Here is a 19597-nt window from a genome sequence, read left to right as displayed (position 1 = left end):
CCCCCGTGCTTCATTACCAGCCCACCGTATAAGAGAGCAACCGGCTAATCTGTGCCAAAGGCCGGCCTGATTCCTGCTGCCACTGGTTAAAACAATCCTGAACTTTCTGAAGATCTCGCTTTGCTGTGGGTTTCTTTTCCACAATGCCCTGCGCTTTCAACCCCGCGACCACATCATCGGTAAGAATAAACGTATCCTTACCGACCATACGCAAAAAATAAGGCCCTGAATTACCACCTAACTGGTTGCCATGCTTCTTTAAAAAAGCCCATAAGCCGATAATATCGTTCTCCGGCCAATCAGCCAGAAATTTGGCAAAGCTACCATGCTTTTTTGCCTGCTCTTCTACCATCATGGCATTAATGCGCACAGACTTTATCTTTCCCCAATGCCGAATTAGCTTGTCGTTCTGCATCAGATTTTCTAATTGCTCATCGCTCATTAAAGCAATTTTTTCCGGATCAAATCCGTAAAAGGCTTTCTCAAACTCCGGCCATTTTGAATCCACCAGCGAGTGTTTAAGCCCAGCGCGAAAAACTCGCCGCGCCATGTCACTTAGAATCCGGTCATCCGGCACCCTTTCGAGTTCCATTTTAGATAATGAATGCGGTAATAATGCTTCTACATCCTCACCGGAACGATGCTCACAGACGTGCTCGTAGATCCATTTGAAAGACTTCATTGCAGATTATTCACCCTCTTCAAAATTCAAAGATGCAGAATTGATACAATACCTAAGCCCCGTTGGTTGCGGACCATCCGGAAACACATGCCCCAAATGAGAGCCACAGCTTGCACAGGTCACTTCAGTACGAATCATGCCATGAGACGAATCACGATGCTCATCGATCACCTCTGAGGAAACTGGCTCCCAAAAACTTGGCCAACCGCTACCGGAATCATATTTAACTTCCGAGCGAAACAGCTCATCGCCGCAGCATACACACAGGTATTTCCCTAGCTGTTTATTATCGTAATACTCACCGGTAAACGCCCTTTCGGTGCCCTTTTCACGGCAAATTCTGTACTGCTCCGGACTTAACTGTTCTTTCCACTCCTGCTCAGAACGTACCAATTTTGGTTTTTTTTCACTCATAGTTCTCTCCAAACAAGAAAAAAGCCTGAAAAACCCCGTTTTTCTGGGTTTCAAGAAACAAACAGCGTATGATTAGCCTCTTTTTTTCAGAGACTTATACCATAAACGAATGGTTCCATTGCAATAGGACAAGCTTGCTTAGGGAAAAATTCCCGAACAAGCCTGCAGGAAATAAAAATGCCAGTTATCCGTAAATCAAACAAGCTGATCAATGTATGTTATGACATTCGTGGACCAGTTCTTCAAGAAGCCAAGCGGCTGGAAGAGGAAGGTCAACGAATCTTAAAGCTGAACATTGGTAATCCGGCCCCATGGGGGTTTGAAGCGCCAGAAGAGATTGTGCAGGACGTGATCCTTAACCTGCCCGCCTCCCAGGGCTACTGCGATTCAAAAGGCTTGTTTTCCGCCCGTAAGGCGGTGATGCAGGAGTGCCAGAAAAACGGCATCAAAAATGTAGGCATTGAAGATATCTACATTGGTAATGGTGTTTCTGAACTGATCGTGATGGCGATGCAGGGTCTGCTCAACGACACTGATGAGATGCTAATTCCTGCTCCGGACTATCCATTGTGGACGGCTGCTGTAAGCCTGAGTGGCGGCAACCCAATCCACTATCACTGCGATGAAGAGAAAGACTGGGCGCCGGATATCGAAGATATGCGCAGTAAGATTACTGAGCGCACTAAAGGCATCGTGGTTATCAACCCAAACAACCCTACTGGTGCTGTTTATCCTAAACCTGTACTTGAACAGATCATCGAGTTAGCCCGTGAACACAACCTGATTGTCTTCGCAGATGAGATCTATGACAAGATTCTTTACGATGAAGCGGAGCACACTTCAATGGCTTCGTTGGCTGATGATGTGCTGTGCATCTCTTTTAACGGTCTGTCTAAGTCATACCGCGCTGCTGGATTCCGCTCCGGCTGGATGATCGTCAGCGGCCCTAAGCATAATGCGCGCGACTATATCGAAGGTCTGGAAATGCTTTCGAGCATGCGTTTATGCTCAAACGTCCCAACACAACATGCGATTCAGACAGCTTTAGGTGGATACCAAAGTGTTAATGAATTGATCGTGCCAGGCGGCCGTCTTTATGAACAACGCAATCTAGCCTGGGAAATGCTTAATGAGATCCCCGGGGTTAGCTGTACTAAACCAGAGGGGGCACTTTATATGTTCCCGAAACTTGATCCTGACGTTTATCCGATTAAAAACGATGAGAAGATGGCTCTGGATCTACTGTTACAGCAAAAAGTACTAATCGTTCAGGGCAGCGGTTTCAACTTGCCGGATACACAGCATTTCCGCTTAGTTATCCTGCCTCGGGAAGACGAACTAAGGGATGCGATAGAAAGGATTGCAACCTTCTTAAAAACCTATGAACAATAAAAAACGGCCGCAAATGCGGCCGTTTTCTTTTGTAAGATTATTGTAATCATACTGACTCATACTATTGTATAGTTACCTAATGATTCGGAAACAACAGGACAAATAATGTTTATCAAGGTAAGAAAAAACTGCGGCATCTACATGGAACATAACGGACTGGAACAGCGTCACCTGGTGCCTGTAACGTCCAATTTCCTAATTAATCTAAATCACGTTGCAGAAGTCTCTTTCTACACAATCAAAGAAGCCAAAACTCGCTTCGACCTGGAACATCACGAGCACACTATTCCACCTCATACACGTGTTATTCACGTCCAGATGAGCTACCTGTTCGGGTCTTACAAAGAAACAGTTAACGATAAAAAAGCACGCTTGGTTGACCGCTGTTTCTACAAACTTTACTTCATGCCTGAAGAGATGGGCCAGTACGAAAGTATTCGCACACAGATAGAAGGCCTGGTGCTAAATCAAGACTAACTTAAAAAAGCGGCGATTAGCCGCTTTTTTTTGCTAGAAAATCAAAAACTTCTTGCAAAAAGCGGCGTAGAACTCTAATTATCTTATATGAGCTTTTCGCGTTTAAAGGGTACGTAAGTTTGCGAAGGGCTCAATAACAAGAATCTGATCTCTAAGGAGTGCATATGGAGATTCGCGAACTACTTGAGCAAACAGACAAACTGCCCAATGTTCCTGAAGTGGTAAGACAGCTTATTCAGCAGCTAAATAACCCCGCAGCTGACTACGGCGAAATCGCTGAAAAAGTATCACAAGATCAAACCCTATCCCTTAAAATCCTACGCTTGGTTAACTCCGCCCATTTTGGTTTAAGCCGCAAAGTTTCCTCTATTGATGAAGCGGTAGTCATGCTAGGTATGGTTCGCCTGAAAACACTCGTTATCGCATCAGGTATCGCAGGCTCGGTTAAAGAAGTTGAAGGCCTGGATCTCAAGAAATTCTGGAGCGAGTCCTTCCGCGTTGCAGCACTGGCTAAATGGTTTGCAGAGCGTGACACAGACGTTGATCCGGATATCGCATTTACGGCTGGCTTGATACATAACATCGGCCGCTTGCTCCTTCACCTTTCTCAGCCTATGCGTGCTCAGGCGATTCAGACACTGATCGAGGAATCCAACTGCAGCCGCAGCGATGCTGAGATGGAAAGACTTGGATTTACTTCTCCAGAAGCAGGTCAGGCACTGCTGGATATGTGGAACTTCCCCGCTGAACTGGGTATCGCTGTCCGTCAGCACAAAAACCCGACCAGCTTTGAAGAACCATCAGCACTGTCTGCCGTTGTAAACCTGGCTTGTGTGGTTAACTCCGCTATTCGTAATGGTGACGATGTTGAAACTCTGCAGGGTAATTTCCCAGCAGAATCTGCTGCGTTAGCAGGTGTATCAGCAGATACAATTGATAATCTTGAAGAAGCACTTAATCTGGATTCAGGCCTGGATGGCTTGGCAGATTAAGCAAACGCTATAAAAAAAGGCAGCTTAAGCTGCCTTTTTTTGTGTATTCAAATCGATTCCGCATCAGAACTCAGATTCACCGCCTTAATACAGGTAATGATATCCTCAACGTCCTGCAACGCTCGATGACGCCTAAACTGCGCTTTAGCCAGAAAGCCAAACTGAATCACCTGCTCTTTACTTAGCACCCTTTCAAGGCCTGCCATTTTAAAGCTTGGTGTCATACCGGTCGCGTCAAACAGTCGGCTGACCCAAAACCAATCAAATTCAAACGCGTCACTGATGAGCGTTTTGCCCTTCAGTTTTTCATTTAAGCGTTTGCAAGCTTGCTTAATATCAAGCCCTTTCTTAACCAGATCGCCTCGATCGATACCATGCATCTCCTCAGCATGGTCATCCCAGTACTGCCAATTCTCCGCAGTATCCGGATTGATCAGGAAACTATCTTTTTCACCCGTTTCATCGTTTATCCAGGCAACTTCAATCGGGTAAGACTGGGAACCCAGACCACTGGCTTCCAAATCAATACAGATTAACTCCACTTATTTCTCCCTAGTATAAAGCAGCACTTTAAGTCCTTTTTCTACTTCTGCTTCCGGAAAGTCTTCTGGGTTTGCTAATCGCTCGACAAACCTGAAATCCGGACACTCCTCAAGCATCAGCTGCTTTAAAAATTCAGTCCCGTTTTTGGGATCATTATGACAGGCAAGCACCTGACTTCCTGCCTCTGTTAACTCATTTAGTCGTCGGATAACCCGACGATAGTCTTTTTCAGCAACAAAACTACCTGGTTGGAAGCTAGGAGGATCGATGACAATAAGATCATAAGGGCCGTATTGTCTTACCCGCTTCCAGGATCTGAAAAGATCATAAGCCAGGAATTTAACTCTGCCATCTTGCAAGCCATTGAGGCGATGATTTTCTTTACCCGTATTGATTGCACCACGCGACATATCAACATTAACAACATGATCAGCACCACCCGCCAGGGCAGCAACTGAAAATGCACAGGTATATGAAAATAAGTTTAGAACACGCTTGCCACCTGCGTTCTGCATAACCCAGCGGCGCCCTTCACGCATATCCAGAAAAAGGCCGCTATTTTGATTACGTTGAGGTTTGACCTGATAAAACAGTCCAAGTTCCATGGTATTCATCTGATCAGGAACATCACCCCAAACAACATCCTGCAACGAATCCTGACCACGGGAGCGCTGCTGAATCACCAGCCCTTCCACCTCAGGCACTGACTTAATCGTTTCACTCAGCGCTTCTAACCAATCAGCCTCTACCGGTTTATAAAGTCGGGCAACAGCGTAGGGAGGGAACCAGTCCACGACCAGATGTTCAAAGCCGTCAAAGCAGTGACCTCTTCCATGAAAAATGCGGCGAGATTCACCATTAGCCAGTGGAATCTGGCGCTGAATTTCATCAAGAACGGCTTGCATTAAAGCTCCTGTAGTACAGTCGTAAAAAATGGGGGCTAGATTATAGGCCTGAGCGGTTTCTGAGACCAGATAATAGAAGACATTTTGACTTGAAACTTTTAGTATCCGCCACCATCTAATAATAAGTTTTTTAATGACAGGACTATTGTTAACTATGATGCGCATCGGTTTATTTTTACTTACCAATATCGCTGTACTGATTGTCGCCAGTATTACTTTAAATATTCTGTTCGGGCACTACGTCACAGCAACAGGGCTAAATCTTCCCGTTCTTCTTATTTTCTGTGTAGTTTTTGGCTTTATAGGTTCATTTATCTCGCTGTTCCTATCGAAAAAGATGGCCAAAATGAGCACAGGAACAGAGATCATCACCCAAGCCCGCAATGCTGACGAGCAATGGTTGCTGGATACGGTTGCTGAACTATCACAACAGGCAGGTATAAAAGTGCCAGAAGTGGGCATTTTCCCTGCTCAGCAAGCCAATGCCTTTGCAACAGGCTGGAATAAGAATGATGCGCTGGTCGCGGTGAGCTTAGGCCTGCTACAACGTTTCCAGAAGGAAGAGATCAAAGCGGTTATGGCCCACGAGATTGGCCACGTTGCAAATGGCGACATGGTTACAATGGCGCTGGTTCAGGGCGTAATCAACACATTCGTTATGTTCTTTGCACGTATTGCAGGCTATGCGGTAGATAGTTTCCTTAAAAGTGACGACGATGAAAGCCCAGCGGGTACTGGTATTGGTTATTTCATCACGGTCATTGTTTTTGAACTGATTTTCGCATTCCTTGCATCATTTATTGTTGCCTGGTTCTCACGCTACCGCGAGTTCCGCGCCGATGAAGCTGGTGCACGCCTGTCCAGCAACCACGCAATGATCGGTGCACTTCAGCGCTTGAAAGCTGAGTACGATATGCCGGATCAGATGCCGGGGCAGCTAACGGCCTTCGGTATCAGTAGCCACTTGCAATCAGGCTTAATGGCCCTACGTGCGAGCCATCCACCACTAGACAAACGTATCCAGGCCCTACAAAACATGAAGTAAACATCACTTCATAATAAATCCCCGGTTCGCCGGGGATTTTTTTATTTAGTAGCGAGTGTGTTTCCGGAGATAAATTGCCTATAACGTATTACTTTTTCTAACTGCCCTTCACCATACAACCGGTATTTATAGTACTTATCGCCTTTACGATAGACGCCTCTGCATCGAGATCCTTTACCCTCCATGCTCATGCACATCTCCCCTTGATTATTAACGTCCAATAGCATCCTTAATAATGCAAGCAGCGCCCCACCCCTTCCTGATTACCATAATGAATGATTAACCCGGCAACTACGGATTCGACTACACTGATATATAGCACTTTGTTTAAAAACGAAGGGCTATCAACCACGATGAATAAGGAATTAATTGCGTATTTCATATGCTTCTAGTGCCTTACACGACTTAAGTATGATAAAAAAACAACATTTCTCTACACAAAACAGCGACTAAAGTGTAATTTTTACTGTATCTCTAAAGTTGTTTTAGTTAGAGTTAAAAAAATAAGTACTTTCCCTTACTCTTGTTTGAATAGGGATTGCAGAATAACAACAAGAAGTACTGCGCTGGAGTAGTTAAATGAGCCTAAAACTCACCCATAAAATTACCTTGGGTTTCGCCGCACTGGTTATCTCGATTCTGGTCGTTGGTGGCGGTGGTCTGGTTGGTAACAGTAATATCTACCAGAAGTTAAATCACATTACTGAAGATACCCTGCCGATTCTGGTTGGCAGTTTCAACCAGATGATCGAACTGCAACAAGCCAACCAAAACCTCTATATCACCCTTGCCGAAGAAGACAGCGAAAAGATTGCAGCGAGCACGAAAGTCTTTGAAGCCAATCTCAAATCATTCAGCGCAAAGATAAAGCAGCTAGCGCCCCTTCTGGAAAACCAGCCGGAACTGTCTGAGAAGCTGGCAGGTGTTGAAAAGCTTAGCCAGGACTATCAAAAGCAAGCCGCTTCGGTACTCAAGCTACATAATGAGCGCCTGGTGCTGAGCCAGCGTGTGACAGAACAAGAGCTGGACCTGCAAGGCAAAGCGGATTCGGTATCAGGCTGGACACAACGCTATATCAGCAAAAGCAGAAACAGTGATGGCGTAATCGCAGCGCGTAACCTGACCCGCAGTATGACCAAGTTACGTATACAGATAACCAACTATAAACGCGGTGGTGATCTTAAAACGCTGAATGAGCGTGTAGCATCGAACAAAGGTGATCTGACTGACAAGTACGCGGCTTTTACCAAAGCAGAACTTAAAGCCCAGCAAGTTAACAGTTTGATTATTGCCCTAGACACGCACTTTAATAAAGAAGACGGCTTAATCAACCTCTACAACCGAAAGCAGCAAACACTTGATGAGCTAAATAAGCAGCTCACCAACACCCACCAATTGCTTAAGAAAGTCAGCACAGCTGCAAATCAGTTTATTGAATTTGCGAAAAATGAAGCCAGCACAGCGGAAACCGCTGCACAAGAAGCGAATAGCCTGAGTAAAGGCCTGATCATTGCGCTCTCGGTCGGTACTACCGCTTTTGCTGTGTTTATCGCTTTTATCACGATCGGTACGATCAGAAAGCCGCTGGCACAGTTTACGTCTGAGCTACTGAAACTACGTGATGGTGATTTGACCGTTAGCTTCAACCAGGCACGTAAAGATGAATTCGGTGAACTTGCTGAGTCACTAAACACAGTTGTATCAAGTCAGCGCCAGATTCTGCAGGAAGTTGCAAAAGGCTCAGAAAACCTATCTGTCGTGGCACAGACCAATTCTGAAATCAGCCAGTTGACCACAGGCGCTATGCAGGATCAAAGTCAGCAGCTTGAGATGGCCTCTTCGGCTGCGCTAGAGATGGAAAGCAGCGTAGGCGAAGTTGCAAACCATAGTGCGACCACCCTGGATGCAGTTCATCAGTGTGAAAGCCTGAGCCATGAAGTAAACAATAATGTTGGCGAAACGCTGAAGAGCATTAAAGAACAGGCAGCGGCTATCAACAATGCGGTAGACGTCAGTAATGGTCTGGCGAACTACAGCACAGAGATCGACGCGATTCTGGAAACTATCCACGCGATCGCTGAACAGACCAACCTGCTGGCTCTCAACGCGGCGATCGAAGCGGCCCGTGCCGGTGATCATGGACGCGGCTTCGCCGTTGTAGCCGATGAAGTTCGCGGACTAGCCAGCCGTACTCGTAACTCAACTGATGAGATTCAGGAGATGATCGAGAATATGAAAGGCAGTATTCAGGAAGTGGTTACGGTTATGCAGAACAGCTATGACCAGGCGCAATCCTGTGTTGGCAACGCAAACACTTCGCAGGAATCACTGGCTTCCATGAATGAATCGATCAGCAACATCCGCTTGCTGAACACCCAGATCGAAGATGCTGCACAACAGCAGAGGCAGGCCGTACAAGAGGTCAGCACTCAGCTAAACAGTATCAATCATTCGGCAAGTGAAACGGCTGAAGGCGCACAGGAAGCATCCAACAGTAGTGATCAGTTGCTGTCAATTTCTAACAAGCAACAAGACCTGCTGAAGCGATTTACACTATAACTAATTGCGGGCTCTAAATCCTTTAGAGCCCGCTTTATTAGTGAAGGCACGAAAACCTTTATCCTTAATTGAAAAAATGCGTTTTCACTGGCTAAAAAGAGTTGATGGCTTATTTTTTCACTCCTTATAAACATATCGGAGGTTAAAATTGCTATTTCGGGTCACATTGCCTACCTTTCTTCTGGAATGAAGCTCAAGTTCCTGTAGCAGATCATTGTTTCATTTTGATGCAGAAGGTATCTTTGAGCCGTTTTTTTTAAAACCCAAATATTTCCTATCCCCACAAGGGATTTCAAATAATAAAAATCTGAGGCATATGATGAACAAAATCGCCAAAAAGCTGATGACATTGGGAACCGTTGCTGCATTGGCAGGTGCTGTGTCTGTTGCAAACGCGGAAACACTGAAAATTGGTCTGGCAGGTCCAGCTACAGGTCCTGTAGCACAGTATGGTGACATGCAGAAAATCGGTGTTATGGCTGCGATCGACGATATCAACAAAGCAGGTGGTATCAACGGCATGCAACTGGAAGGCGTTATCTACGATGATGCTTGCGACCCAAAACAGGCTGTAGCAGTAGCGAACAAAATCGTAAATGATGGCGTTCAGCATGTTGTAGGTCACCTGTGCTCTTCTTCTACTGAGCCAGCAGCAGACATCTACGACGAAGAAGGCGTTTTGATGATCACTGCAGCGTCTACCTCCCCGACGATCACTGAGAAAGGTTTCCAGCTTGTATTCCGTACAATCGGTCTGGACAGCCTGCAGGGTAGCCTGGCTGCAGATCACATCCTGAACTCTGTTAAGCCTCAGCGTGTGGCAGTAATCCACGACAAGCAGCAGTACGGCGAAGGCCTGGCAACTGCTGTTAAAACTAAACTGGAAGGTAACAACCTGAACCCAGTTATGTTTGAAGGTGTTACTCCAGGCGATAAAGACTTCTCAGCACTGATCGCTAAGCTGAAAAAGAACAACATCGATTTCGTTTACTACGGTGGTTACCACCCAGAGCTGGGTCTGATCCTGCGTCAGTCTAGCGAGAAAGGCTTCAAAGCTCAGTTCATGGGTCCAGAAGGCGTAGTAAACTCTGACCTGGCTAAAATTGCGGGTAAAGCAGTTGAAGGCGTACTGGCAACAGCACCTAAGAGCTTCGACCAGAACGCAGTTAACCAGGCACGTGTAGAAGCGATCAAAGCGAAAGGCGAAGACCCAACAGGTCCATTCGTATTCACAGCTTACGCGGCAGTTGAAGTTATGACTAACGCAATGAAAGCTACTGGCAAAACTGATCCATTCGAGCTGGCGGACCACATCCGTGCAACTGAACTGGATACTGCTATCGGTAAAGTTAAATATAACAAGCAAGGCGACCTGACTGAGTCTACTTTCCTGGTTTACAAACTACACCAGGATGGCTCTAAGACGCCTGCACAGTAATTAACTATGCGGATTATTCCTGTGCTGACTACAAGACAGCACTAACGAGATCCTACCCCCCTACTCCGTGATCCGGAGCTGGGGGGTTCATGTTTTCTGGTCCCTGTAAATGTCTGAATTTTCTCTCTATCTTTTACAACAGCTTATTAATGGACTGACCATCGGATCTACCTATGCCCTGATCGCTATCGGTTACACGATGGTTTACGGCATTATCGGTATGATCAACTTTGCCCACGGCGAAATTTACATGATTGGCTCCTATGTCACTTTCATCGTAATCGCTGGCCTGCTAGGCATGGGTTTGGTCTCCCTCCCTATTGTTTTACTCATCGTGCTTATCGTCGCTGTCATTGTCTCCAGTACCTATGGCTGGACAGTGGAGCGAGTGGCCTACCGGCCATTGCGAGGCTCGAACCGTCTGATCCCACTGATCTCTGCGATCGGTATGTCGATCTTCCTGCAAAACTACGTTGGTCTGTCTCAGGGCTACCGTGATGCAGCGCTGCCACCACAAGTTGTGGGTGGCTGGACATTCGGTGATCCTGCGGTGTTTGAAGTCACTATCTCTTACATGCAGTCGATTATCTGGATCGCGACGCTGCTTACGATGACCGCACTTACCCTGTTTATCTCCCGTTCACGCATGGGTCGCGCTTGTCGTGCCTGCTCTGAAGACCTGGGGATGACCAACCTACTGGGTATCGACACTAACAAGATCATCGCGCTGACCTTCATCGTGGGTGCTGCACTGGCAGCAGTAGCAGGTATCCTGCTAAGCCTTTACTACGGTGTGATCAACCCGTTTGTTGGCTTTATCGCAGGCCTTAAAGCCTTCACCGCAGCAGTACTGGGTGGAATCGGTTCCATTCCGGGTGCAATGTTGGGTGGTTTGATTCTGGGTGTTACAGAAGCAATGACTGCGGCTTTCTTCCCGGCGGAATATAAAGATGTTGTATCTTTCGGCCTGCTGGTTCTGATCCTGCTGTTCCGTCCAAGCGGACTGCTGGGTAAACCGGAAGTGGAGAAAGTGTGATGACTAACAAGTTTTATAACGCGCTTTTTGCCTCGGGTATCGCTTTTATTCTCACCTGCCTGATGGTGGGTATTAAGCTTGATACAGAGGGCACACAGCTGGCAATTAAAGGTGCAAGTGCTGAACAATGGACCTGGATCGGTCTGGGTATCGCGCTGGTTTTCCTGTCACAGCTGTTCTCCGACAAGATCGATGCGATCTTCAGCAAAGTTCCGAAACCAAAGCTAAGCAATATGCTGCCAAAAGAGCAGAAAATGGCGACGCTGAAACCCTGGCTACTGGCCCTGCTGATCGTGGGCATGCTGGTTTGGCCATTTATGGTTTCCCGTGGTTCGGTTGACCTTGCGACCCTGGCACTGATCTACATCATGCTGGGTCTGGGCCTGAACATCGTAGTCGGCCTTGCTGGTCTGCTGGATCTTGGCTTCGTAGCCTTCTATGCAGTAGGTGCCTACACGTACGCGCTGCTTTCTCAGTATTTCGGCATGTCATTCTGGGCTTGTCTACCGATCTCGGCGGGTCTGGCTGCACTATTCGGCTTTATTCTGGGCTTCCCGGTATTGAGGCTGCGTGGTGACTATCTGGCGATCGTAACTCTGGGCTTCGGTGAGATTATCCGTATTCTCCTGAACAACTGGACAGCAGTCACTGGTGGTCCTAACGGTATCTCTGGTATCGATAAGCCAACCCTGTTCGGTCTGGAATTCAGCCGCCGTGCCAAGGAAGAAGACACGGTACTCTTCCATGAGTTCTTCGGCATTGATTACTCCAGCTCATACAAGGTGATCTTCCTTTATCTGATCGCAGTGATCCTGACCATCTTCGTGGTTTACGTGATCAACCGTCTGATGCGTATGCCGGTTGGCCGTGCGTGGGAAGCCCTGCGTGAAGACGAGATCGCTTGTCGCTCACTAGGTCTGAACCGTACAGTCATCAAGCTGTCTGCCTTTACACTAGGTGCAACCACTGCAGGTTTTGCAGGTGCATTCTTTGCCGCACGACAGGGCTTTATCAGTCCGGAATCCTTTATCTTCATCGAGTCCGCAATCATTCTCGCCATCGTTGTATTGGGCGGAATGGGCTCACAGGTCGGCGTTATCCTGGCCGCGATTATCATGACCATCCTTCCAGAGCTTGCGCGTGAGTTCTCTGAATACCGCATGCTGTTATTCGGATTCCTGATGGTAATTATGATGCGCTGGCGCCCACAGGGTCTGGTACCAATGAAACGCCCACATCTGGAGTTGAATCGATGAGCCAATTACTTCTTGATGTAAACGCACTAACGATGCGTTTTGGTGGGTTGGTAGCAGTAAACGGTGTAAATCTGAAGGTTAAAAACCGCCAGATCGTTTCGATTATCGGCCCTAACGGTGCAGGTAAAACCACCGTATTTAACTGCCTGTCGGGTTTCTATATCCCAACAGCGGGTAGCGTGATGTTCAAGAACGAGCAGATCGCTGGCCTGAAAGACTTCCAGATCTCCCGTAAAGGTTTGGTCCGTACTTTCCAGCACGTACGCCTGTTCTCAAACATGACTGTGGTTGAAAACATGCTGGTTGCCCAGCACCGTCACCTGAACACTAACCTGTTCTCAGGTCTGTTCAAAACCCCTTCCTACCGTCGTAAGGAAGGTGAAGCGATGGATCATGCGGCACAATGGCTCGAGGAAGTAGGTCTTCTGGATGTAGCTAACCGCCAGGCGGGCAACCTCTCTTACGGCCAGCAACGCCGTCTGGAAATTGCCCGCTGCATGGTAACTCAGCCAGAACTGCTAATGCTGGATGAGCCAGCGGCTGGTCTAAACCCCAATGAAACCAAAGAACTGGACGAACTGATCATCAAACTACGTGATGAGCACGAGATCTCCATTCTTCTGATTGAGCATGATATGAGCCTGGTAATGGGCATCTCTGATCATATCTATGTTATTGCGCAGGGTACTCCGCTGGCGGATGGTTCGCCGGAAGAGATCAAGAACAACCCTGACGTAATCAAAGCTTACCTGGGGGAAGACTAATATGCTGCGCATTGAAAATGTTAATACGCATTATGGCCAGATTCAGGCTCTGCATGATATCTCTCTGGAAGTTAAACAGGGCGAGATCGTTACACTGATCGGTGCCAACGGTGCCGGTAAAACTACCCTGATGATGACCATCTGTGGTGATCCGCAGGCGACCTCCGGAACCATCGAATTTGACGGTGAAGTGATCTCTGGTCTGGACACCCCATCAGTGATGCGTAAAGGCCTGGCGATCGTACCTGAAGGCCGCCGTGTCTTCAGTGGTATGACGGTAGAAGAGAACCTGTTTATGGGTTCCTACTTCCGCAGCAAAGCGGAAGCACAGGAAACCGTTAAACACGTACTGGAACTCTTCCCTCGTCTGGAAGAGCGTTTTGATCAGCGTGCCGGCACAATGTCCGGTGGTGAACAGCAGATGCTGGCGATTGGCCGTGCCATGATGTCTAAGCCACGCATGATCCTGCTGGACGAACCCTCACTGGGCCTGGCACCGATCATCATTCAGCAGATCTTCGATATCATCGAAAAACTGCGTGATGAAGGCGTAACCATCTTCCTGGTAGAGCAGAACGCGAACCAGGCTCTGCGTATCGCCGACCGCGGTTACGTGCTTGAGAATGGCCGTGTGGTATTGGAAGATACCGGTGATGCTCTGCTGGTTAACGACGATGTGCGTAAGGCGTATCTTGGGGGATAAGTAAGCCCTCTTAGAAACCATAAAAAACCGGCCGCTGAGCCGGTTTTTTTTGTTTCTAAGGGGCAGGGAAAAGCAGCCAGGGCCTGCTGACTGCGGATAACTTCAGCTAAATGCGGCTGCCTTCCGCTGCCTTCCGCTGCCTTCCGCTGCCTTCCGCTGCCTTCCGCTGCCTTCCGCTGCCTTCCGCTGCCTTCCGCTGCCTTCCGCTGACTTCCGCTGACTTCCGCTGACTTCGGCTGACTTCGGCTGACTTCGGCTGACTTCGGCTGACTTCGGCTGACTTCGGCTGACTTCGGCTGACTTCGGCTGACTTCGGCTGACTTCGGCTGACTTCGGCTGACTTCGGCTGACTTCGGCTGACTTCGGCTGACTTCGGCTGACTTCGGCTGCCTTCCGCTGCCTTCCGCTGCCTTCCGCTGCCTTCCGCTGCCTTCCGCTGCCTTCCGCTGCCTTCATCAGATCTTAACCGCCTTTAATACAATCTGTATCCCACTATTTAATTTATCTGTGCCTATTGCCAGGTCCGGCTTGGGATTACCATGTTTGGCACTATGCTAAACAGTTCAGTTAACGACAATATTCGCGGTACGCTTTTTATGGTCTTCGCTATGGCAGCTTTTGCCGTGGAAGATATGTTTATCAAAGCCGCGGCGGACCACCTTTCCCTTGGCACCCTGCTGATCCTGTTCGGTAGCGGGGGGATGTTGATATTTATGGTGATGGCTACGCTGAAAGGTGAAGCGATCTATAACCCGGCGCTCTTTTCCAGAGTACAGCTAATACGCTCAGCTTTTGAAATAGTCGGCCGGCTGTTCTTTGCCCTGGCGATTACCCTCTCTCCCCTATCCAGCGCCTCGGCGATTCTTCAGGCGACCCCCTTGGTGGTAGTTCTTGGCGGTATCCTGTTCTTTAAAGAACGGGTTGGCTGGCAGCACTGGCTGGCGATTATGGCAGGCTTTATCGGTGTTCTGATGATAGTACGCCCGGGGCTGGACAGCTTCAGTGCCGCTTCTATCTTTGCCGTCATTAGCACGATTGGCTTTGCCGGGCGTGATCTGGCGACTCGCGCTGCGCCCCCGACCCTGACCAATTTCCAACTGGGTATCTACGGGTTTATGGTACTGATTATTTGTGGCGCTATCCTTCAGGCTTGGTACGCAGAATCGGTTGATCTTGCCCCGCTGTTGGATTCCTCCGCAGGGCTAAAAACCGCTTGCGCCATCATCTTTGGCGTGATCGCCTATAACTTCCTGACCAAAGCGATGCGTACCGGTGAGATATCTATGGTCACCCCGTTTCGCTATACCCGGCTGATCTTTGCATTTGTTCTGGGGATTATTGTCTTTAACGAACGGCCTGATCTGCTGACGTTATTGGGCGGATTGGTTATTGCAGGAAGTGGAATTTTCTTATTGTGGCAAAGCCGCAAACGAACCAAGAAATTGGTGAGAAGTTACTAAACCAGGAGTCTGCTTTTATACTGTCGAATCAACAGCGGCTCGAAGTACTAGTATCGGTAAAGCCTGACGGACAGAAACCATCAAAACTATAGTTCATCACTTACTGGAGCTCTTTAAGTGCAGCAATGACTTTTTTTCGCTGAGCCGTGACGATATCGAGGTTTTTCTTAAGGCGTTTTAATTCATTTTCTTCACTTTCAGCAGCAACCTTCTCTTTCAGTTGCTTCTTTTTCTTTTTTAACTTTTGCTGGATATCTTTGAGACATTTCTTGCGCTCATCTGCTTGAAGTTTCTCATCGTCGAGGTATTTCTGGGCAGTCTCTAACAACTTGAGCAGTTTCACAGTCTTACCTCCAGGCAATCAATATTGAGATTGTTATTTGTTGTCATCGAGAATTTCGCTCACTTCATCTTCAGTCAGCGCCACACTGCGTACCGCCTTATCCATATCCAGATTCCCACTCGCAAACAGAGTCTCCCCCATCTGGATCAGGTTTTTGGCGACATCATAAGCATAATTTGTGTCATTCATCATCGACGTTGCCATAACAGCGGTGATTTTATTCTCGCGTATCAGCATCTCCATATCACCGTTCGCCGTCACATCATTGGCTCTCATATCAAGCTTCAAACTATCCAGGGAGAGCACATTTGAAGAGTCTTCAACATCATTACGAATAGCATCCAGTTCACGCATCAGGTTACCTAATTGAATGCGGAACTTATTGTACTCTGCGCGGATATATTGGTTTTCCGAGACAATGTAATATGAAAGGTTCTTGCTCATATGCTTGGTATCTTTAATGGCTTCCACAATGTCACGTCCTGCAGCCCGCAGCCGGAACAACTCATCACTTTGCTCCGGAGTCATATTCGACTGGGCACCACTGATGAACTTTACGATATCACTGTAAAGGCCCTTGATACTGATTTCATATTCGTGATCAAAATTGATCGGAATGACTTTATGGTCTTGCCTGACAACATCTTCGAGTTGTTTATCCGACAAAATATCATCGCGATGTAAACTCAGGCCGTGAGCGATGATGGCGAAGGCATTATCGTACAATCTCAGTGTTTCTTTACGTACCGCCTCAATTGCGGTGTCGGGCAACTCCTCAACCGCTTCATTGAGATACATTGGTTTCTCTCTGGACTGCACTTTCTCAGGCATCGCTTTGGTCAAAGAGCTAGCCAGTTTGTCGATGAAAGGCATCATCGCAATAATGCCTATCGAATTAAAAATCGTATGAAATATTGCCAGCTTTAAGGTGTAATTATCCGCAGCGATCCCCACCATAGCGCTGAAACCGTCGACCATTTCAGCAATCTGGTAGATAAACACGATAGCGATAATTGCGGTGACCATGTTGAATATCAAGTGAGCCGCTGCCAGGCGTTTACCCTGCACACTTGCGCTCATCGACCCGATGATTGCTGTAATCGTGGTGCCTATATTGGCACCTATCGCCAGCGCTAAAGCGTTCTCATAAGTGATCTGTTGCGCTGCCAAGCCGGTAATAATAATGACCAATGTTGCATGGCTGGACTGCATAATCACCGTTGCAGCGATACCAATAAGAGTAAACAACATAATTCCGCTGTAACCCGAAACCGAAAACGCTGTCAGATCGATGGTATCGCGGAAGGCCTCAAAGCCCTCTTTCATATAGTGAATGCCGAGGAACAGAAATCCGAGACCGGCAAGAATATAGCCGATGCCGTTCATCGTTCTCGATTTCTGGAAGATCAGAACAATACCGAATACCAACATAGGCATCGCATAGGCAGAAATCTTAACCTTCATGCCCAAACCGGCAATTAACCAGGCGCCGGTTGTAGTACCAAGATTGGCGCCAAAAATAATTCCGATCCCCGCAGCCAGGCCAATCAGCCCGGCACTCAGGAAAGAGATGGTGATGACCGAAACCAGCGAGCTGGATTGCATAATGGAAGTGCTGACTACACCAAACGTCAGTGACTTCCATGGGCCATCGGTTGTTTTTCGTAATATGCGCTCTAGCACTCCGCCAGTGAAGGTTTTGAAACCTTCTTCAAGAGCAAGCATCCCGAACAGGAAGATAGCGACCCCAGCGGCGATTTCCTTGAAGTTAGGACTGATCCAGAAACCCCAAGCCAGAATCGCAAGCATAGTGAATAGAATAATCTTCCTGAACATCTATAAATGTCACCCTTTCAGATAAAAAAACAAAACCACCAGTAAAGTCAGCGCCATACCAAAAGCTTAATGCATCGATAAATAATGCCGATTCAAACTTCCAGCATCATTCCTCTTATAGTAAAGAAAAGAATAGCAGCCATAACGCCTGCGGCAGGAACTGTGATCACCCACGCCGCTGCTATTTTTAATAGCGCAGAACGTTTAACCAGCTCTGTACGATAGATTTTTTTCAGGCTCTTACGCTCTTTTTTGTTCAGTTCAGCTGACGCTCTATGCTCTTTGAGCTGTTTCAGCATGACCTCTTTCTCTTCGATGGTTGCGTTCTCGAACTCCTCGATGAACTGCTTAACTTTATCTTCATCCTCTTCCGAATGGTGAGCATGTATCTCTGCTATTTTCTTCGCATAGTTTGTTTTCAGGTATTCGCGCAGGAAACCAACACCGAAAACACCACCCACGGCAATATGTGTAGAGGAGACAGGCAGACCCAGCTGAGAAGCAATGATGACGGTAATCGCAGCCGCCATCGCAATAGAGAATGCCCGCATCTGATTAAGCTCGGTGATTTCAGAACCCACAGTCTTAATGAGTTTTGGACCATACAGAGCCAAGCCGAGCGCGATACCCAGTGCGCCAATCATCATTACCCAGATTGGGATACTGGCTTTGGCAGAAACCTCACCGCTCATAATGGAATCATTGATTGCAGCAAGCGGACCGACCGCGTTGGCCACGTCGTTGGCGCCATGAGCGAAACTCAGCAACGCCGCCGCAAAGATCAATGGGATTGTGAATAAAGAGTTTACAGAATCCTTGCTGTTTTCAAGTTTATCGGCAGCCGTTTTAATCATGGGTTTTACAATCACATAGATAGCAGCCGCCACCACAGCACCGATTAATGCCGCCGTAGCAAAATCCAGCTTCCAGATCTTCTTCAAACCTTTAAGCGCCAGGTAAGTCGAGAAAGCCCAGGCCATTAAAGTCACCAGAATCGGCACCCATTTTTTGGCCGCGGTAATCATGTCTTGCTTATAGGTTATGTTCTTTTTGATCAGCATCAGGAAAGACGCAGCAATCACTCCGCCCATCACCGGAGAGATAACCCAACTGGCGGCAATCATGCCCATTTTGTCCCAGTTAGCGACAGCAACCCCGCCTGCTGCCATGCCTGCACCCAATACACCGCCGACAATGGAGTGAGTCGTCGAGACCGGCGCACCCAATGAGGTAGCGATGTTAAGCCAGATGGCTGCGGAAAGGAGAGCCGCCATCATAAGCCAGATAAACGTATCGGCATCCTGAATCGCTTGAGGGTTAATAATGCCTTTTTTAATCGTGCTAACCACGTCACCACCAGCGAGTAGCGCACCCGAAGCTTCGAAAACGGCAGCAATAATAATAGCCCCCGTCAAACTTAATGCCTTGGAACCAACCGCTGGCCCTACATTGTTCGCGACATCGTTAGCACCAATATTCATCGCCATATAGCCACCAATCATGGCAGCCGCTACCAACATTATTCCGTTGGGTACGTTACCTACCGTCGAGTAGCTGTACATAATAACCCCCACAATAAAGAGGATCGCATAGCCCAGCCTCACGATTTCAGGTCTGCCAAAAAGCGTAGCCCGCTCTATTTTGTCGAGTTGGTTGATATCCACTTCAGTTTTACCCCTTGGATTAACGCATCGTTGCTCGAAAGATAGGTAGCACCGAGGTTTTTCTGATTCATAGAAAACGGTGCTGTCA

The 19597-nt window shown here is 47.7% G+C and carries 18 protein-coding genes; 11 read left to right on the top strand and 7 right to left on the bottom strand.

The genetic code is table 11. From position 1 onward, the window contains the following. Positions 1 to 13: 13 nt before the first annotated feature. Both MED92_RS04635 and msrB read right to left on the bottom strand, forming a co-directional pair. A complete protein-coding gene (locus MED92_RS04635; protein ID WP_007020340.1) occupies positions 14 to 682 on the bottom strand; it encodes a DNA-3-methyladenine glycosylase I in 669 nt (222 codons plus the stop codon). 6 nt (positions 683 to 688) lie between these two features. Beyond that, on the bottom strand, positions 689 to 1096 hold the full coding sequence (gene msrB, locus MED92_RS04630; RefSeq protein WP_007020339.1) for a peptide-methionine (R)-S-oxide reductase MsrB: 408 nt from the start codon (positions 1094 to 1096) through the stop codon (positions 689 to 691). Between the two features lie 177 nt (positions 1097 to 1273). Here msrB and MED92_RS04625 point away from each other — a divergent pair, with 177 nt between their 5' ends. The 3 genes from MED92_RS04625 (at position 1274) to MED92_RS04615 (ending at position 3957) form a co-directional block, all read left to right on the top strand. After that, on the top strand, positions 1274 to 2488 hold the full coding sequence (locus MED92_RS04625) for a pyridoxal phosphate-dependent aminotransferase (RefSeq protein WP_007020338.1): 1215 nt from the start codon (positions 1274 to 1276) through the stop codon (positions 2486 to 2488). Between the two features lie 105 nt (positions 2489 to 2593). After that, complete coding sequence (locus tag MED92_RS04620) at positions 2594 to 2965, top strand: hypothetical protein (RefSeq protein ID WP_007020337.1); 372 nt, start codon at positions 2594 to 2596, stop codon at positions 2963 to 2965. 164 nt (positions 2966 to 3129) lie between these two features. Then, positions 3130 to 3957, top strand: a complete 828-nt coding sequence (locus MED92_RS04615) for an HDOD domain-containing protein (protein ID WP_007020336.1) — start codon at positions 3130 to 3132, stop codon at positions 3955 to 3957. Between the two features lie 47 nt (positions 3958 to 4004). Here the strand turns inward: MED92_RS04615 and MED92_RS04610 are convergent, their stop codons facing one another. Both MED92_RS04610 and MED92_RS04605 read right to left on the bottom strand, forming a co-directional pair. Next, positions 4005 to 4499 carry a 3'-5' exonuclease gene (locus MED92_RS04610; RefSeq protein WP_007020335.1) on the bottom strand — a complete coding sequence of 165 codons (495 nt, stop codon included), beginning with the start codon at positions 4497 to 4499 and terminating at the stop codon, positions 4005 to 4007. Continuing rightward, complete coding sequence (locus tag MED92_RS04605) at positions 4500 to 5405, bottom strand: class I SAM-dependent methyltransferase (RefSeq protein ID WP_007020334.1); 906 nt, start codon at positions 5403 to 5405, stop codon at positions 4500 to 4502. Between the two features lie 154 nt (positions 5406 to 5559). Here MED92_RS04605 and htpX point away from each other — a divergent pair, with 154 nt between their 5' ends. The 8 genes from htpX (at position 5560) to MED92_RS04555 (ending at position 15666) form a co-directional block, all read left to right on the top strand. Beyond that, complete coding sequence (gene htpX / locus MED92_RS04600; protein ID WP_007020333.1) at positions 5560 to 6450, top strand: protease HtpX; 891 nt, start codon at positions 5560 to 5562, stop codon at positions 6448 to 6450. A 579-nt stretch (positions 6451 to 7029) separates the two neighbouring features. Continuing rightward, positions 7030 to 9009, top strand: a complete 1980-nt coding sequence (locus MED92_RS18410; protein WP_007020332.1) for a methyl-accepting chemotaxis protein — start codon at positions 7030 to 7032, stop codon at positions 9007 to 9009. 316 nt (positions 9010 to 9325) lie between these two features. Beyond that, complete coding sequence (locus MED92_RS04585) at positions 9326 to 10447, top strand: high-affinity branched-chain amino acid ABC transporter substrate-binding protein (protein ID WP_272941711.1); 1122 nt, start codon at positions 9326 to 9328, stop codon at positions 10445 to 10447. Positions 10448 to 10556: 109 nt separating this feature from the next. Next, positions 10557 to 11483: a high-affinity branched-chain amino acid ABC transporter permease LivH gene (gene livH / locus MED92_RS04580; RefSeq protein WP_007020330.1), complete on the top strand. Its 927-nt coding sequence runs from the start codon at positions 10557 to 10559 to the stop codon at positions 11481 to 11483. Next, entirely contained in the window at positions 11483 to 12739 is a 1257-nt protein-coding gene (locus MED92_RS04575) for a high-affinity branched-chain amino acid ABC transporter permease LivM (RefSeq protein WP_007020329.1), read from the top strand. Before livH ends, MED92_RS04575 begins: the two co-directional genes overlap by 1 nt. After that, complete coding sequence (livG, locus tag MED92_RS04570) at positions 12736 to 13503, top strand: high-affinity branched-chain amino acid ABC transporter ATP-binding protein LivG (protein ID WP_007020328.1); 768 nt, start codon at positions 12736 to 12738, stop codon at positions 13501 to 13503. Before MED92_RS04575 ends, livG begins: the two co-directional genes overlap by 4 nt. A 1-nt stretch (position 13504) precedes the next feature. Continuing rightward, positions 13505 to 14206, top strand: a complete 702-nt coding sequence (locus MED92_RS04565; RefSeq protein ID WP_007020327.1) for an ABC transporter ATP-binding protein — start codon at positions 13505 to 13507, stop codon at positions 14204 to 14206. A 539-nt stretch (positions 14207 to 14745) separates the two neighbouring features. After that, complete coding sequence (locus MED92_RS04555) at positions 14746 to 15666, top strand: DMT family transporter (RefSeq protein ID WP_007020325.1); 921 nt, start codon at positions 14746 to 14748, stop codon at positions 15664 to 15666. Positions 15667 to 15766: 100 nt separating this feature from the next. Here MED92_RS04555 and MED92_RS04550 read toward each other — a convergent pair whose 3' ends face one another. The 3 genes from MED92_RS04550 to MED92_RS04540 all read right to left on the bottom strand — a co-directional run bounded on the left by MED92_RS04550 (position 15767) and on the right by MED92_RS04540 (position 19509). Continuing rightward, a complete protein-coding gene (locus MED92_RS04550) occupies positions 15767 to 16009 on the bottom strand; it encodes a hypothetical protein (protein ID WP_007020324.1) in 243 nt (80 codons plus the stop codon). A gap of 33 nt (positions 16010 to 16042) precedes the next feature. Continuing rightward, the gene (locus MED92_RS04545) at positions 16043 to 17845 is read right to left on the bottom strand and encodes a Na/Pi cotransporter family protein (RefSeq protein WP_040661555.1); all 1803 of its coding nucleotides are present in this window, start codon (positions 17843 to 17845) and stop codon (positions 16043 to 16045) included. 92 nt (positions 17846 to 17937) lie between these two features. Then, positions 17938 to 19509, bottom strand: coding sequence for an inorganic phosphate transporter (locus MED92_RS04540; RefSeq protein WP_007020322.1), 1572 nt, complete (start codon positions 19507 to 19509; stop codon positions 17938 to 17940). Between the last annotated feature and the right edge of the window lie 88 nt (positions 19510 to 19597).

Origin of the sequence: Neptuniibacter caesariensis (assembly GCF_000153345.1) — a bacterium.
GTDB classification, from domain to species: Bacteria; Pseudomonadota; Gammaproteobacteria; order Pseudomonadales; family Balneatricaceae; genus Neptuniibacter; species Neptuniibacter caesariensis.
Note: the sequence above shows the minus strand (reverse complement) of the source record. Positions and strands in the feature narration are given on the sequence as shown.